This window comes from Pristimantibacillus sp. PTI5, assembly GCF_048572955.1.
In the GTDB taxonomy this organism is placed as follows: domain Bacteria; phylum Bacillota; class Bacilli; order Paenibacillales; family Paenibacillaceae; genus Pristimantibacillus.
In genome coordinates this window covers 3,896,174-3,911,675 of sequence record NZ_CP183886.1, presented here as the reverse complement: position 1 = coordinate 3,911,675, position 15,502 = coordinate 3,896,174, and the positions used below count along the sequence as shown (strand labels likewise).

Sequence of the window (15,502 nt, the reverse complement as noted above, 5' to 3'; positions counted from 1 at the left end):
CTCTATCGCTAACGTATGCTTAAATACTCCAGTGATGCCAATCCTCCTGCTGCTTATCGAGACCGCCTAACCATTCCGAGGTAACGCGAATCGCTTCCTCCTGATGGCTGCGCGCGGAGTACGTATGATTCGCTTGAAAAATAATTTCCTTATCGCATAAGCCTTCGCTGCGTGTCCAGAACACCTTCTGGTAGAGGAAGCTGTAGTCTACCGGAATCAACTCGTCGCTCGTGCCGTGCACAAGCAGCACCTCTCCCCCAAATCTCGTAGCCGCTTGAAACGGCTGATGCTGAAGCAGGGATTCGAAGAATACAGGCTGCAGCGTATACCCTTGATAATCAGAACTGCCTGCTGTAACGGCGGTATCATAGCTGCTGCGTCCCACGATACGTACGATGTCATTAAACGGATAGGCTACCGGGGACCAAAGCACCAGCCGCTTCGCCCGCTTATCCTTAACGGCGGTCATAATCGCTACCGCACCGCCAAGACTATGGCCGAGCAGCACGATCCGGCGCGGATCGACGCAGTCCATGCTTGCCACGTAATCAATTGCGGTTCTGGTCTGATCGACCATCGAATCGAACCCGAGAGCGCCGTAATCTCCGCTGCTCTCTCCGCAGCCGCCGTAATCAAAGCGCAGAACGTAAGAGCCTTGCGCTGCAAGCGCGCGAGCCGTCTTCACGAACAGGCGGTCAACTCCGATGCGGGAGCCGATGAAGCCATGGCATATGATGATCGCTTGTCTTTTCTCTGAATCCGTCTTATTTCCGCCTGTGGGGTAATGAAGCGTTGCCGCAAGCTCAAGCTCGTTATGCCGCAGCGTCAAGTGCTTTTCCATCCCGATAACCTCCTGCTTGTTTATATATAATAATTCCTACCTGTATAGTATGATTTAACAATAAAACCATAATAGCATCCCTGCTCCGAACCTGTCAATCACGCATTTAAAATATAACCGCCCCACTTACGATGCAGCGAATTGGGACATACTATGCATAGGATTGGCAATATAGCAGGTTTAGGAGGTGCAAAACCATGCCGTTATGGATTGCATGGATGAAAGAGAATTGGCTTTCCCTATTGCTTATCCTAGGGATCGTCATTGCAATTGCTTATGTGATTGCCAAGCGCAAACTGCTTTTCTATAAAGAATGACGACCCGGGCGCGCTAATGTCAGAGGCTGGATCTACTCCTCATGCATGAGCGGCACCCGAATCGTCACGATCGTTCCGGCTCCACGCTCGCTGTCAATCGTAAGCTGACCGCCGTGGAGCTCAATTATTTCCTTGCAGATGGCAAGTCCAAGCCCGGAACCGCCTTGGCCTGTGCTCGCCTTATAAAACTTTTCCGTAACATGCGGCAAATCTTCTTCTTCGATCCCGCAGCCGGTATCCGATACGGTGAGCATTGCGACATCCTTCTCCGTCTTCGTAACCACGCGTATCGTACCGCCCGCCGGCGTAAATTTGAGCGCATTGTCGATTAAATTAATGATCACCTGCTTCAAACGGTTCGCATCTCCCCGCACGGTAATCGGGCTCTTCCCGTAGGTGGCAAGAATCCGTACGCGCGTATGCTCCTCACGCACCGCGAGCTGGTTGACCGTCTCCTTTACCGGACCGTTGAAATCGAGCACTTCGCTGTGCAGCTCCATCGTCCGCGCCGACAGCTTCGAGAAATCAAGCAGATCCTCGACAAGACCCGATAAACGCTCCGTTTCCCTGCTTATAATGGATAAACCCAGCTTAACCTCTTCGTCATCCTCGGTAGGCTCGCTTTCCTTCAACGTCTCGCTCCATCCCTTTATCGACGTTAAAGGCGTGCGCAGCTCATGGGAAATGGACGATATAAAATCATCTTTCAGCTTCTCGCGCCTGCTGAGCTCCATGACCATGACGTTAAACGTTTCCGCCAGCTGTCCGATTTCATCATCATTGCGGTGAATGGCGCGGCGAGTCCAATCTCCCTCCGCCATATAGCGAGCCGCCCTTGTAAGCTCGCGGATCGGCTTCACGATCCGCTGGGCCAGAAACAAGCTTAACCCAAGAAACAGCAGCACAACGCCGATACCGACTACCGCCGCCATACGGATAAGCAGGCTTACCATCGCATCCACCTGTCCAAGCGAGGCCGAGTAACGAAGCATCGACACGACGCGCGTTTCATTCCATAGCGGAATGGTCACGGACATCACGCGTTCGCCATAATACGGATCGACGCCTCTCCAGCTTCCCGTCGTACCTGCGATAGCGGATTTCACGTCGGACGTGGTATAACGGATATCCGGCGCGAAGCCGTCGGAGTCAATGCGGATTTGGCCTGTGCTGTCCAGCAGTTGGAGCCTCGTTCCGCTCTCCACCATGTATTGCAGCATATAATCGCCTTGATCCTGTACCGTAAGGGAGGAGAGGGACCGGCTGTGCAGCGTCAGCGCGGTTTCCGCTCTTTGCTTAACCGAGCTTTGCGCGCTACCGTAATAGTAATTCCACATCAATGCGGCAAACACGCCGCCGAGTACGCTGACGACAAGCACGATAAGCAGCAAATAGCTCCATACCATGCGCGTTTGTACGCTTTTCATTCGTCGACGCCCCGCTTCCAGCGATAGCCGTAGCCCCATACCGTTTCAATAAAAGCCGGATCGGACGGGTTATTCTCGATTTTTTGGCGGATTCTCCGTATGTTGACGTCAACCACCTTGAGATCGCCGACGTAGTATCTGCCCCATACCTCTGTCAAAATATGATCGCGGCTGACGCTCTCGCCTACCCGTTCCATCAGCAGTCTGACCAGCGTCCATTCCGTCGGCGTCAAAATAATTTCCCGGTCGCGTTTCCACAGCTTGCGCTCCGACACGGAAAGCCGAAACGGCCGAACGATCAGCTCAGGATGCATACCCGCATAGGGAAATGCCGGTTGCGCTTGCTGCTGTGCAGGAGGGATGGCTGCCACGCCGGATGCAGCGGCTTCTTCTACAGCCGCGGCAGCAGCGCGTTCTTCTGCCCGGCTCTCGGCGGCTGCGCCAGCCTCATGCTCATGCTCCGCCGCCTGCTCCTGTACTTGCTCTTGCTCCGCCGTAACCGGCGTCATACGCCTATAAAGCGATTTAATGCGCGCAATAAGCTCGCCCGGACTGAAGGGCTTCTGCACATAATCGTCTGCGCCAAGCTCCAGCCCGTGTATTTTATCTTCTTCCTGCGATTTTGCCGTCAGCATGATGATGCCCATTCGCGGATAACGGGCGCGCAGCTGCTCGCATACCTCGAATCCGCTGATCGTTGGCAGCATAACGTCAAGCAGCGCAATGTCGATCGGTCCTTCCGTTTCTGCGAGAGCCAACGCAGCTTCTCCCGTTTCTGCTTCCAGGACCTCCATTTCATTGCGCTTCAGATTAATGCGGACGAAGCCGCGGATGGACTCCTCGTCCTCCAACAATAATATACGCATAGCTCAGGACACCCGCTTTTCTATCTTAATCGTTACGAATGGCGAGAGAAGAGGCAAACTCCGCTTCCACACCAACCATTTCGCTAAACGCTTGACGCTCTGCTGCCGGCCAATCCGCCGGAGCTTCCTTAACGAACGAAACCGCAAAAATATTGCCGCTGTCCGTTATGAGCTGCCGGTAGGACTTTCCTTGCTGCTTCCACTCCGTCTCTACGCTTCCCCACTGCTTCAGCGGCACTGCGTATAGAACGGCCAGCTCGGATGTCATGTCCAACTGCTCATTCCAGTAGTCGATTGCAACGAAGGCATGAGGTTCATCCGAGCTATGCAGCGTATATCGTCCCATCCATTGCTCCGGGATCCGAAGCTGTATGCCATAGCGGTAATCCGTAAATTCCTCCGTGATTTTTTCAAAGCCCTCTTTGCCGTCCCACTGCATCCATTCGTTCAGCCATTTGGAATCGGCGTAGGCGATATCCCGATACCCCGGCGCCTCCTTAGCCCATGGGAGCTCCAAGATCCCATCCGCATTAATATCCTTGCTCATCGTCGGCGTGCCGTTCAAGCCCTCTTGGCCTTCGAGTCCCGTCGGAAAAACGAGCCGCAGCCTATTTCTCTCCCATACATACATTGCCGTATAGGTGCTGTGGGCTCCGGTCGACGCCTCCAAAATAATTCCTCTATGGCGGGGTGATATTCGTCCAATGTTTAAACGGTCATATTGGTTAACGTCATTATACAGCTTCTCCGTGTAGAGCTCCCGCATGCCTCCGTTCTTCCAATTGTAGAGCGTTAAATGATATTCAGGCATCGCCATTTCCTGCGTGGTTCCGATCTCCGAGAGGATCGCAAGCTCCAGCCGTCCATCCTCATTGATATCGCCCGTATCCCCGTATGTGTAAGGCAGCGTCTCCACAGGCTGCAGGATGAGCTTCCCCGTATCATTGCGTACGGGCTTCGTATTAAACGAATAGATCTCCAGCACATTCGGGCTGTCGAAAGCGCCGATCCATCCGATCATAATTTCCATCCGGCCGTCCTTGTCGAGATCCTCGATCTTCAGCCAATCCATTAGTCTCGCCAGCGGCTGCTGCACAAGCACCCAAGGCTTCCATTCGGGCGCTGTATATTTAAACACCATTAACTCCGGTGAGCTGTATTCATTGTAATAAGAAACAACGGCCTCTTTCGCACCGTCTCCGTCCACGTCCATTAGACGAATCGCTTCCATATGGTCCTCTCGAAGAGGGAGCGTGAGCTTGCTGTAAGCCGGCAAATTCTTCTCGATGGCCTGTACGATCGCCTGCTTTTCCGGCGCGATCGCCGGCTTCTGCAAGAGATCCGCGGGCGCGGCTGTATAACGACAGCCTGTAGCCAAGCATAGGAGGATTAGAATGCCGCATGGCAGAATGCCCCGCCGCATGATTTGTCCGCGTCTATGCTTGGCTCTTGTATAACTTCCGTTATCCAACTTTACAGCCTCCTCGTACCTGTACCTCAGTTAAACTTAAACGATTTGATCGGCAGTAACCAATGTATAACCCATTTCCACTAAATCATCAATAATGCCGGGTAACGCTTGCACCGTGTTTTTAATGTTTTTGCCGCCAAAAGAATGCATTAATATTATACCATCCGGCTTTGCCTCGTCCTTAATCATTTTGCTCATATTCGCAGCCGACGTCCCCGCCCAATCGCGCGTATCGATGTTCCAGCCCACTAATTCGCGGCTGTTCGCTTTCAGTACAACCTTAAGCGTATCCGATACTGCGCCATACGGGGCCCGGACCATGACCGGCGTAAAGCCGACTGTTTTTTTGATCACGGCATCGGAGGCTTTGATCTCCTCGATCAACTGCCGTTTATTCAGCTTAGATAAATCTTTGTGGCTGTAAGTATGATTGCCGATCGCATGGCCTTCCTCCGCGATACGCTGGAGCACTTCCGGATTTTTCTTTACCTGCTGTCCGACGACAAAAAAGGTTGCTTTTACTTCTTTTTCCTTCAGGATGTCCAAAATATCATTCGTATAACGTTGGTCCGGGCCGTCGTCAAACGTCAAGGCAATGTATTTCTCGCCTTTGCCGGGCTTTACAGTCGGAGCAGCTTTATCAGGCTTATCAAGTATCAATTCCGCTGCGGTAGCCGGCTTGCTCGTCGCCGGGACATCCGGCTTCGCCGTGGGCTGCGCGTCCGGTTTACCCGTGGCCGCTGCATCCGGCTGAGGAGTCGGCGTTGTTTCCGGCTTCTCCGTTGCCTGCGCGTCCGGCTTGTCTGTGGCGCCAGTATCCGGCTGCTCAGTCACTACAGCTTCTGAATCGTCCGGCGCACCAGCATCCGGCTCGTCTGTGACGCCCGTATCCGGTTGCTCTGTTGCTGCCGGATCCGGCTTGCCAAATGCGCTGCCTTCCGTCTGCGTCTTCGGCGGCTTACCCGCCAAATTGCCGTGGTTAGCATCGCCTCCGGCATTCCCGGCATTGCCGATGATGACAACATCCTCCTCGCCGCTTAAGCCGTTTGAGCCGCTTGCCGCTTTCGGGCCTGTCCAAGCGCTGCCTGTGGTCTCGGCAGGCTGCTTATCGCCTGGCATGAGCAAGCTTAACGTCTGATTGGATGAACATCCGCTCAGCCACGCCATTACTACAGCCAGCAGCATCCAAACGAACAACTTTCGTCCATGCCGCTTTGCTTTTTCCATTTCAATCACCTTCTATCCCTCTCTGATAGATTCATTGTAACGCTGTACCCTATTGATAGAGTTACAAATTAGTAACATCTTTCGAGCGGATTTGACAGAAATGGCGTATTCAGCCAGACACAAAAAAAAGGGCCAGACCGCTTTTTGCTGTCTGACCTTGCACGCAAAAAAAATGACCAGCGCTGCTATAAGTAAGCGTCGCCGGTCATTGGATTTACATTCACTATTTAACTTAAACCAGTGCTTTAGCCGCAATATCCGTGCGGTTTTGCTTGCCTTCAAAGTCGATGACGCTAACCGCTTCGTATGCGCGGGCACGGGCCTCGGCAATGTCGCGGCCTCGGCCGACGATGCCAAGCACGCGTCCGCCGTTCGTTACGAACTGTCCGTCCTTCTCGGCTGTACCGGCATGGAATACCAATGCGCCCTGTGCTTCCGCTTCAGCTAGACCGCTGATGACACGGCCTTTCGGATAAGAAGCCGGATAACCTTCCGATGCAACGACCACGCAAACCGCTGCTTCGTCGCTCCACTGGATATCAAGCTGATCCAGGTTGCCGTTAATCGATGCCAGTACGATATCGATCAGATCCGTTTGCAAGCGAGGCAATACGACCTGCGTTTCCGGATCGCCCATACGCGCGTTAAATTCAATGGTTTTTGGACCGTCAGGCGTAATCATAAGGCCCGCGAATAATACGCCGCGGAACGGACGCCCTTCGCTGACCATTGCTTTTGCCGTAGGGATAATGATGTTCTGGATGGAATCCTCGATGATAGCCGGATCGATATGCGGCAGCGGCGTATACGTTCCCATACCGCCCGTATTCGGCCCTTTGTCGCCGTCAAAGATCGGTTTGTGATCCTGTGCAGGCACCATCGCGCGCACGGTTTCGCCGTCTACGAAAGCAAGGATCGACATTTCTTGCCCGACTAGGCATTCCTCGATCACGATTTGCGTGCCGGCTTGGCCAAACACCTTATCGACCATCATTTCGCGCAGCGCCTTCTCTGCTTCTTCAAGCGTTGCTGCAACCGTAACGCCTTTGCCGGCAGCTAGGCCGTCAGCCTTAATAACGATAGGCGCGGACTGCTCGCGAAGGTATGCGGACGCTGACTCGTAATCGGTAAACGTCTCATACTTCGCCGTAGGAATATTGTATTTTTTCAGCAAATTTTTCATGAAAATTTTGCTGCCTTCGATTTCCGCCGCGTTTTTGCGCGGACCATATGCTGCGATACCGGCTGCTTCGAACGCATCCACGATGCCATCCGCAAGCGGATCATCTGGACCTACAAATACAAGATCAATCGCCGCATCCTTCGCAAAACGGATCAGCTCGTCAAACTCGCTGACTGCAATCGGCACAACTTCGGCAAGCTGCGCAATGCCGGCATTGCCCGGCGCACAAAAAATTTCTTTCACCTTTTCGCTTTTCTTAAGCGCCCAGACGATTGCGTGCTCGCGTCCGCCGCCGCCCACTACCAAAATACGCATAATCGTTAACCTCCTAAATAACTATACAAGCATAACAGCTGTCGCCGTCCTTTATCTACTCTTGTCCGTTGAAACAGCTGCAGCCGCCGCTCTCGCCAGCTCTCTGTCGTTAACGTGCGGCTGCCCTATTGTCAATTTTAGTGCTTGAAGTGGCGGACGCTTGTGAATACCATCGCGATGTTGTTCGCGTTAGCCGCTGCGATCGACTCTTCGTCCTTGATCGAGCCGCCTGGCTGAATGATTGCAGTAATGCCGGCTTTTGCCGCTAGCTCTACCGTATCTCCCATTGGGAAGAAAGCATCCGAAGCCAGTGCAGATCCTTTTGCCGCCTCGCCAGCTTGTTCGATTGCGATGCGAGCCGCGCCAACGCGGTTCATTTGGCCTGCGCCAACGCCGATCGTCATATCGTCCTTCGCAAGCAAAATCGCGTTCGATTTCACATGCTTCACAACTTTCCAGCCAAATAGAAGCTGTTTCAGCTCTTCAGCTGTCGGTTTGCGGTCCGTTACGAACTTCAGATCCGCTTCCGTTATGCCGTGTACGTCGCTCTCTTGCACGAGCATTCCGCCGTCAACCGAGGTAACAAGCCATTCCGGCTTGCGCTCGCCAGCCGCGGAAAGCTCGCCCAGCTTCATTAAGCGGATGTTTTTCTTTTTCGTCAAAATTTCAAGTGCCTCTGGCGTGAAGTCAGGAGCGATAATAATTTCAAGGAAAATGCCGCCCAGCAGCTCAGCCGTGTCGGCACCGATGGTACGGTTAGCCGCGACGATGCCGCCGAAGATCGAGGTTGGATCTGCTGCGTATGCTTTTTGGTATGCTTCGTGAATCGTTGCGCCAATCCCTACGCCGCAAGGGTTCATATGCTTAACGGCAACGACTGCCGGCTCATCGAACTCTTTCAGAATAGCAAGCGCAGCGTTTGCGTCGCTGATGTTGTTATAAGAAAGCTCTTTGCCGTGAAGCTGCTCGGCAGTCGTTACGTTGCCTGCAGCAGCAAGCGGCTTGCTGTAGAAAGCAGCCTTCTGATGCGGATTCTCGCCGTAACGCAGGTCCTGAACCTTCTCATAAGTCACCGTATAGGTTTCAGGCAATGACTCGCCCACTTGCTTGGTCAGGTAATCGGAAATAAGGGAATCATAAGCCGCTGTATGGCGGAACACTTTCGCAGTCAGGCGTTTGCGCGTCTCAAGCGTCGTATCGCCTTGTGCTTTCAATTCTTCAATAACCGTGCCATAGTCGGCAGTATCAACGACAACGGTTACGAATGCGTGGTTTTTGGCAGCAGAGCGAAGCATAGTCGGGCCGCCGATATCGATGTTTTCGATCGCATCTTCATAGGAAACGTCAGGCTTAGCGATCGTTTCTTTGAACGGATATAAATTAACGACAACAAGGTCGATATAATCCAGACCAAGCTCCTTCATCGTTTTCTGATGCTCTTCATTGTCACGCACCGCAAGCAAGCCGCTATGTACGGCCGGGTGAAGCGTTTTGACACGCCCATCCAAAACCTCCGGGAAGCCCGTTACATCGGAAATACCGATAACCGGAATGCCTTCCTGTTGCAGCAGGCTGAATGTACCGCCCGTCGAAATGATTTGCACGCCTTGGCTTGCCAAGTCTCTGGAAAATTCCACGATTCCCGTTTTGTCGGAAACACTGATTAACGCTCTACGAATTGCCACGCAAATACCTCCTCATCTATTTGACCAAACCTTTGCTTATCCGAAAATAGTGCCTTTAGTTCGCCTAGCCGCGCACTCTCACATGACGCCCATCGAGCGAAACGCGCCCCTGCGCGATCTGCTGGATGACCGCCGGAAGCAGCACTTGCTCGGCCGCGTGGATGCGCTCGGCGAGCGAGTCTTCCGTATCTTCATCCGTCACTTCAACCACGCGCTGCGCGATAATCGGCCCGCTGTCCATGCCCCCGTCCACATAATGGACGGTAACGCCGGTCAGCTTCACGCCGTACGCCAGCGCTTGCCCGATGCCGTTCACGCCAGGGAAGGCCGGCAGCAATGCCGGATGGATATTAATCATCCGGCCGTAGAACGGCTCAACGAGCACCGACGTGATAATGCGCATGTAGCCCGCCAGCACGATCAATTCTACGCCGCGGCGCGCAAGCTCAGCGATAATCTCCGTCTCGTAGGCTTCGCGGGACGGATACTCCTTCGGCGTGAACAGGAACGTGTCCACGCCAGCCTTCCGCGCGCGCTCCACTACGGGAGCGGCAGGCTTGTCACAAACAAGAAGCTCGATGGTTACATCGAGCTTCCCCTCCTGCACCGCATCCACAATCGCTTGGAAGTTCGAACCTTGTCCCGAAGCGAAAACAGCGATGCGAAGTGCTCCCATTATACGTCCGCTCCGGTAAACGTTACGATGCGGCTTCCTTCCGTAACCGTTCCGATACGGTAAGCCTGCTCTCCAAGCTCGTTAGCAATGCGAAGTGCTTCATTTGCTTGATCAGCTGGTACAACAACCACTAAGCCGATACCCATATTGAAAGTCGTGAACATATCACGATTCGTAATGCCACCTTTATTTTGCATCAAATCGAAGATCGGCAAAATCGGCCATGAGCCGAATTCCACGTCAACGTTCACGCCGTCCGGCAGAACCCGCGGAATGTTCTCGATAAAGCCGCCGCCCGTAATGTGCGCCATGCCTTTCACTTCCACTTGCTCAACCAGCTTAAGCGCCGATTTCACGTAGATGCGGGTTGGCTCGATCAATACGTCGCCAAGCTTCGCGCCGCCAAGCTCTTCCAGCTCTTGATCAAGCTTGTAACCAGCATCTTCAAGCAGCAAGCGGCGAACGAGCGAGAAGCCATTGCTGTGAATACCGCTTGAAGCGAAGCCGATAACCGCGTCGCCAGCAGCGATCGTAGAACCGTCGATCATTTTCTTCTTGTCGACAATACCGACCGTAAAGCCCGCGATATCGTATTCTCCGCCTTGGTACATGCCCGGCATTTCAGCCGTTTCGCCGCCGATCAAGGAACAGCCCGCTTGCACGCAGCCTTCAGCGATACCTTTGACGATCGCTTCGATTTTCTCCGGCACGACTTTGTCGCATGCCAAGTAATCGAGGAAGAACAACGGCTCCGCGCCTTGTACGATAATATCGTTCACGCACATTGCCACGGCATCGATGCCGATCGTGTCATGCTTGTCCATGGCAAAAGCAAGCTTCAGCTTCGTTCCGACGCCATCCGTTCCAGACACGAGCACAGGCTCATCATACTTGTCCTTGTTTAGGCTGAACAGACCGCCAAAGCCGCCAAGCTCTGCCAGCACCTCAGGGCGGTAGGTCCGCTTTACGTGCTTCTTCATCCGTTCAACCGCTTCGTTGCCTGCCGCGATATCGACGCCGGCTTTTTTGTACGCTTCTGACACTCTCGGTCAACTCCTTAACTAATTTAGAGCAGCAATCACTCCATGGGTTAATCATTTATGCTGTTAACAGCTGCAGCTTTTGTCCGATTCTTCGTTAACCGGCGTTGGGTAATCGTTATCGAAGCAAGCGAGACACATGCCGCGATTATACGCTCCGTCATTGCCGCCAACCGATTCTACAAAACCTTCGTCACTTAAAAAAGATAAGGAATCCGCATTGATCTGTTTCCGTATTTCTTCTACCGTACGGTAAGAAGCGATAAGCTCTTTGCGATCCGGCGTGTCGATGCCGTAATAGCAAGGGTTTTTGAAAGGCGGCGATGTAATCCGTACATGCACTTCCGTCGCTCCTGCTTCGCGAAGCAGGTTAACGATCCGAAGCGACGTTGTGCCGCGCACGATGGAATCGTCAATCATGACGACGCGTTTGCCTTCAACCACTTTACGGACAGCGGACAGCTTCATTTTGACACCCTTCTCGCGAAGCTCTTGGGAAGGCTGGATGAACGTCCGGCCGGTATATTTGTTTTTGATGAGGCCAAGCTCGTACGGGATGCCCGTTTGCTCTGCATAACCGATCGCAGCCGAGATACTCGAATCGGGAACACCCGTTACGATATCCGCGTCCACGAACGACTCCGTTGCAAGCTGGCGGCCCATGCGTTTGCGAGCCGAGTGAATGTTAATCCCGTTAATGTCACTGTCCGGGCGGGCAAAATAAATGTATTCCATCGCGCAGGTTGCGCGGCGTTCAACTTTGGCGTAATGATCCTCGCGCATGCCGTTAGCATCCAATATAAGCAGCTCGCCCGGCTGAACATCACGCTCATAAACCGCACCGATCGTCTCGAATGCGCATGACTCCGAAGAGAATACGTATCCATCGCCGATGCGGCCCATAACGAGCGGACGCAGGCCATGCGGATCGGAAGCAACCAGCAGCTTGTCATTGGTCATGATCAAGAATGCAAAGCCGCCGACAATGCGCTGCAATGCTTCCTTCGCTGCCGTTTCAAAATCCTTCGACGAGCGTGCGATCAGATGGGCGATAACTTCCGTGTCGCTGGATGTTTGGAAGATCGAGCCTGACATCTCCAGCTCATGGCGGATCTCAGGCGCGTTCACGATATTGCCGTTCGTAGCAACCGCAAGGTCGCCGTCCCGATATCGGAAAATAAGCGGCTGCGCGTTGGCAAGCTTGCTCTCTCCCGCCGTCGAATAACGAACATGGCCAATCGAACGGTCGCCGGCCAGCATATCGAGCTTCTCTTTATCGAATACTTCTTTTACCAGGCCCATGCCGCGGTGGTAAGCGAATTTATTGCCGTTACTCGTATCTACCGTGCAAATTCCCGCGCTTTCCTCGCCGCGATGCTGAAGCGCATGAAGTCCATAATACGACAGATTGGACGCTTCGGGGAGATTAAATACCCCGAAAACGCCGCATTCCTCACGCAATTTGTCAAAAATATCGTCACGGCCAATGCCTTCGTTATAGTGGTCTCCCGTCCATAACAAGGGCTCCTGTCTTATTTTTTCATCAGACATGGAATCGCATCCTTCCAGACCTTCTCCAGTTGTTGTACCGGCGCCTGAATGCCGGCTTTTCCGTTTACGCTTATGGTCAGGCCGCTGCCTTTAACAGTACCGATTTGTGCATGTACAACGCCTTGCTCGGAAAGCCATGCTTGCAATGCCGCCGCTTGCTCCGGTTTAGCCGAAAGCAGGATACGGGATTGCGATTCGCTGAACAAGAGATGGTCAGCGCGCAGCTCCGATGTCAAGGCAACTTCAGCGCCAAGGCGACCGCTTATGCAGGATTCCGCAACAGCAACCGCAATACCGCCTTCGGACAAGTCATGTGCCGAAGCTACAAGACCTTTTTGAATCGCGCCAAGCACGGCATCAAGAACCTTCTTCTCCGTTGCAAGGTCAATTTCGGGAGGACGGCCTGCAGCAGCGCCTTGCAATACGTATTGCAGCTCGCTTCCGCCAAGCTCCGCTTTCGTTTCGCCGACGAGAATGATCACGTCGCCTTCCGCTTTGAAGCCTTGTGTCGTGATGTGGTCGATGTCATGAACAAGACCAACCATACCGATGACCGGCGTCGGGTAAATAGCGCCCTTCGCGTTCTCGTTGTACAAGCTTACATTACCGCCGATTACCGGCGTGTTAAGCACGACGCAAGCCTCAGACATACCGTCAGCGGATTTCTCAAGCTGCCAGAACACCTCTGGCTTCTCCGGGTTGCCGAAGTTGAGGTTATCCGTTACGGCAAGCGGCTCTGCGCCCGAGCAAACGATGTTGCGCGCTGCTTCCGCAACGGCAATGCGTCCGCCCACTTCCGGATCAAGATATACGTAACGTCCGTTACAGTCCGTTGTCATCGCAAGCGCCTTGCGCGTGCCGCGAATCGTTACGACTGCCGCATCGGAGCCCGGTTGAACGGCTGTCGATGTACGAACCATGTAGTCATATTGATTATAAACCCACTCTTTGCTGGCTACGGTAGGGGAAGCAAGAACCTTCTCCAGCGCGCCGGTCAAATCGGTTACTTCTTCGTAAGCCGCTGTGTCTACCGCAGCATTTTCGCTGAAGTAAGCAGGCTCTTTCGATGGTTTGTCGTATACAGGGCACTCGTCAACGAGCGCTTTAACCGGCATATCGGCAACCTCTTGGCCTTGGTGGAACAAACGAAGACGTCCGTCATCCGTTACTTTACCAACTTTGGCGCAAATAATGCCCCAACGGTCAAAAATTTCTTTCGCCTGCGCTTCATGCTGCGGCTCTACGACGAAGAGCATACGCTCTTGCGACTCGGAAAGCATCATCTCATAAGGCGTCATGCCTGTTTCGCGCTGCGGCACCTCATCCAGGTAAAGCTCAAGGCCGTTACCCGCTTTGGAAGCCATCTCCGCGCTGGAGCATGTAAGGCCTGCTGCTCCCATATCTTGAATACCAAGCACGATACCGGAATCGATCAGCTCAAGCGTCGCTTCCATAACCAGCTTCTCCATAAACGGATCGCCGACTTGCACCGCTGTACGCTTTTCTTCGGATTCCTCGGAAAGCTCTACGGAAGCAAAGGTTGCGCCGTGAATACCGTCGCGGCCTGTAGCAGGGCCAACGTAGAATACCGGGTTGCCTACCCCTTTAGCGACGCCGCGCTGGATTTTATCATGATCGATAAGACCGACGCACATTGCGTTAACGAGCGGATTGCCCTCGTAGCTCTCATCGAACATAACCTCGCCCGCAACTGTCGGAATACCGATACAGTTACCGTAGCCGGCAATCCCGCTAACCACATGCTCGAACAAATATTTAACGCGCTCATTCTCCAGGCGGCCGAAGCGCAGGCTGTTCAGCAAAGCAATCGGACGGGCACCCATGGAGAAAATGTCGCGGATAATGCCGCCAACGCCAGTTGCAGCGCCTTGGAAAGGCTCAACCGCCGATGGATGGTTATGCGATTCGATTTTGAATACAACCGCTTGGTTGTCGCCGATATCGACGATACCCGCGCCTTCGCCTGGTCCCATGAGAACGCGAGGTCCGGTAATCGGGAATTTTTTCAGGATCGGCTTGGAGTTTTTGTAAGAGCAGTGCTCTGACCACATGACGCTGAAAACGCCGATTTCCGTATAGTTGGGCTGACGGCCAAGAAAACCGCAAATCAGCTCAAACTCATAATCGGATACGCCAAACTGGCTGTAAATCTTTTGCTCGGCAATTTGCTCCGCTGTCGGTTCCTTAGCTGTTAACTGCTGCGCCATGTTGTTCCCTCCATGCATTCAAAATCGATGTAAACATCCGTTTGCCGTCTTCCGAGCCAAGCAATTGATCAATCGCGCGCTCTGGGTGAGGCATCATCCCTACTACGTTTCCTGCTTTGTTGCTGATACCCGCAATGTTCTCGACGGAACCGTTCGGGTTCGTATCGCCTGCATAGCGGAATACGATTTGATTGTTTGCTTTGAGCTCGGCAAGCGTTGCGTCGTCGCAATAGTAGTTGCCTTCGCCGTGGGCGATTGGAATCGTTATAATTTCACCTTGCGAGTATTGGTTAGTAAATGCTGTGCCGCTGTTCACAACTTCAAGCTGCTCTTGCTGGCACACAAACTTCAATCCGTTGTTGCGGATCAATGCGCCTGGCAGAAGGCCGGCTTCCGTCAAAATTTGGAATCCGTTGCAAATGCCCAGGATAAACTTGCCGGCTTCAGCCGCTTTTTGCACTTCGCCCATAACCGCCGCGAATTGCGCGATGGCGCCGCAGCGCAGGTAGTCGCCGTAGGAGAAGCCTCCAGGCACTAGAATTGCATCATAAGCAGACAAGTCCGTAGCTGTATGCCATACGTAGTCAACCGACTGGCCGATGGTGTCTTCGACGGCTTTGAAGCAATCGATATCACAGTTGGAGCCAGGAAATACGAGTACCGCAAACTTCATCG

The 15,502-nt window shown here is 53.4% G+C and carries 12 protein-coding genes; all 12 read right to left on the bottom strand.

From position 1 onward, the window contains the following. Positions 1-19: 19 nt before the first annotated feature. The 12 genes from ACN6MW_RS17520 to purQ all read right to left on the bottom strand — a co-directional run bounded on the left by ACN6MW_RS17520 (position 20) and on the right by purQ (position 15,500). Entirely contained in the window at positions 20-841 is an 822-nt protein-coding gene (locus ACN6MW_RS17520) for an alpha/beta hydrolase (RefSeq protein WP_419871354.1), read from the bottom strand. Positions 842-1,190: 349 nt separating this feature from the next. Beyond that, positions 1,191-2,585, bottom strand: coding sequence for a sensor histidine kinase (locus ACN6MW_RS17515; protein WP_419871353.1), 1,395 nt, complete (start codon positions 2,583-2,585; stop codon positions 1,191-1,193). Then, entirely contained in the window at positions 2,582-3,451 is an 870-nt protein-coding gene (locus ACN6MW_RS17510; protein ID WP_419871352.1) for a response regulator transcription factor, read from the bottom strand. The genes ACN6MW_RS17515 and ACN6MW_RS17510 overlap by 4 nt, the downstream gene beginning before the upstream one ends. 25 nt (positions 3,452-3,476) lie before the next feature. Continuing rightward, positions 3,477-4,922 carry an FG-GAP repeat domain-containing protein gene (locus ACN6MW_RS17505; protein ID WP_419871351.1) on the bottom strand — a complete coding sequence of 482 codons (1,446 nt, stop codon included), beginning with the start codon at positions 4,920-4,922 and terminating at the stop codon, positions 3,477-3,479. Positions 4,923-4,958: 36 nt separating this feature from the next. After that, positions 4,959-6,149 carry a polysaccharide deacetylase family protein gene (locus ACN6MW_RS17500; protein WP_419871350.1) on the bottom strand — a complete coding sequence of 397 codons (1,191 nt, stop codon included), beginning with the start codon at positions 6,147-6,149 and terminating at the stop codon, positions 4,959-4,961. Positions 6,150-6,381: 232 nt separating this feature from the next. Next, positions 6,382-7,647 (bottom strand): phosphoribosylamine--glycine ligase, encoded by a 1,266-nt coding sequence (gene purD, locus ACN6MW_RS17495; RefSeq protein ID WP_419871349.1) that lies wholly within the window; start codon positions 7,645-7,647, stop codon positions 6,382-6,384. Positions 7,648-7,784: 137 nt separating this feature from the next. Beyond that, positions 7,785-9,332 (bottom strand): bifunctional phosphoribosylaminoimidazolecarboxamide formyltransferase/IMP cyclohydrolase, encoded by a 1,548-nt coding sequence (purH, locus tag ACN6MW_RS17490; RefSeq protein WP_419871348.1) that lies wholly within the window; start codon positions 9,330-9,332, stop codon positions 7,785-7,787. A gap of 64 nt (positions 9,333-9,396) precedes the next feature. Continuing rightward, a complete protein-coding gene (gene purN / locus ACN6MW_RS17485; RefSeq protein WP_419871347.1) occupies positions 9,397-10,008 on the bottom strand; it encodes a phosphoribosylglycinamide formyltransferase in 612 nt (203 codons plus the stop codon). Next, positions 10,008-11,051 (bottom strand): phosphoribosylformylglycinamidine cyclo-ligase, encoded by a 1,044-nt coding sequence (purM, locus tag ACN6MW_RS17480; protein ID WP_364151039.1) that lies wholly within the window; start codon positions 11,049-11,051, stop codon positions 10,008-10,010. Before purM ends, purN begins: the two co-directional genes overlap by 1 nt. A gap of 63 nt (positions 11,052-11,114) precedes the next feature. Continuing rightward, on the bottom strand, positions 11,115-12,599 hold the full coding sequence (purF, locus tag ACN6MW_RS17475; RefSeq protein ID WP_419871346.1) for an amidophosphoribosyltransferase: 1,485 nt from the start codon (positions 12,597-12,599) through the stop codon (positions 11,115-11,117). Further along, positions 12,581-14,827: a phosphoribosylformylglycinamidine synthase subunit PurL gene (gene purL / locus ACN6MW_RS17470; protein ID WP_419871345.1), complete on the bottom strand. Its 2,247-nt coding sequence runs from the start codon at positions 14,825-14,827 to the stop codon at positions 12,581-12,583. The genes purF and purL overlap by 19 nt, the downstream gene beginning before the upstream one ends. Beyond that, positions 14,805-15,500, bottom strand: coding sequence for a phosphoribosylformylglycinamidine synthase subunit PurQ (gene purQ, locus ACN6MW_RS17465; protein ID WP_308995071.1), 696 nt, complete (start codon positions 15,498-15,500; stop codon positions 14,805-14,807). Before purQ ends, purL begins: the two co-directional genes overlap by 23 nt. Positions 15,501-15,502: the final 2 nt, after the last annotated feature.

Coding starts and splice junctions, on each gene's coding strand:
- ACN6MW_RS17510 (WP_419871352.1), bottom strand. CDS start 3,451: ATGCGTATATTATTGTTGGAGGACGAGGAGTCCATCCGCGGCTTCGTC.
- purN (WP_419871347.1), bottom strand. CDS start 10,008: ATGGGAGCACTTCGCATCGCTGTTTTCGCTTCGGGACAAGGTTCGAAC.
- ACN6MW_RS17520 (WP_419871354.1), bottom strand. CDS start 841: ATGGAAAAGCACTTGACGCTGCGGCATAACGAGCTTGAGCTTGCGGCA.
- purD (WP_419871349.1), bottom strand. CDS start 7,647: ATGCGTATTTTGGTAGTGGGCGGCGGCGGACGCGAGCACGCAATCGTC.
- ACN6MW_RS17500 (WP_419871350.1), bottom strand. CDS start 6,149: ATGGAAAAAGCAAAGCGGCATGGACGAAAGTTGTTCGTTTGGATGCTG.
- purQ (WP_308995071.1), bottom strand. CDS start 15,500: ATGAAGTTTGCGGTACTCGTATTTCCTGGCTCCAACTGTGATATCGAT.
- purL (WP_419871345.1), bottom strand. CDS start 14,827: ATGGCGCAGCAGTTAACAGCTAAGGAACCGACAGCGGAGCAAATTGCC.
- purF (WP_419871346.1), bottom strand. CDS start 12,599: ATGTCTGATGAAAAAATAAGACAGGAGCCCTTGTTATGGACGGGAGAC.
- ACN6MW_RS17515 (WP_419871353.1), bottom strand. CDS start 2,585: ATGAAAAGCGTACAAACGCGCATGGTATGGAGCTATTTGCTGCTTATC.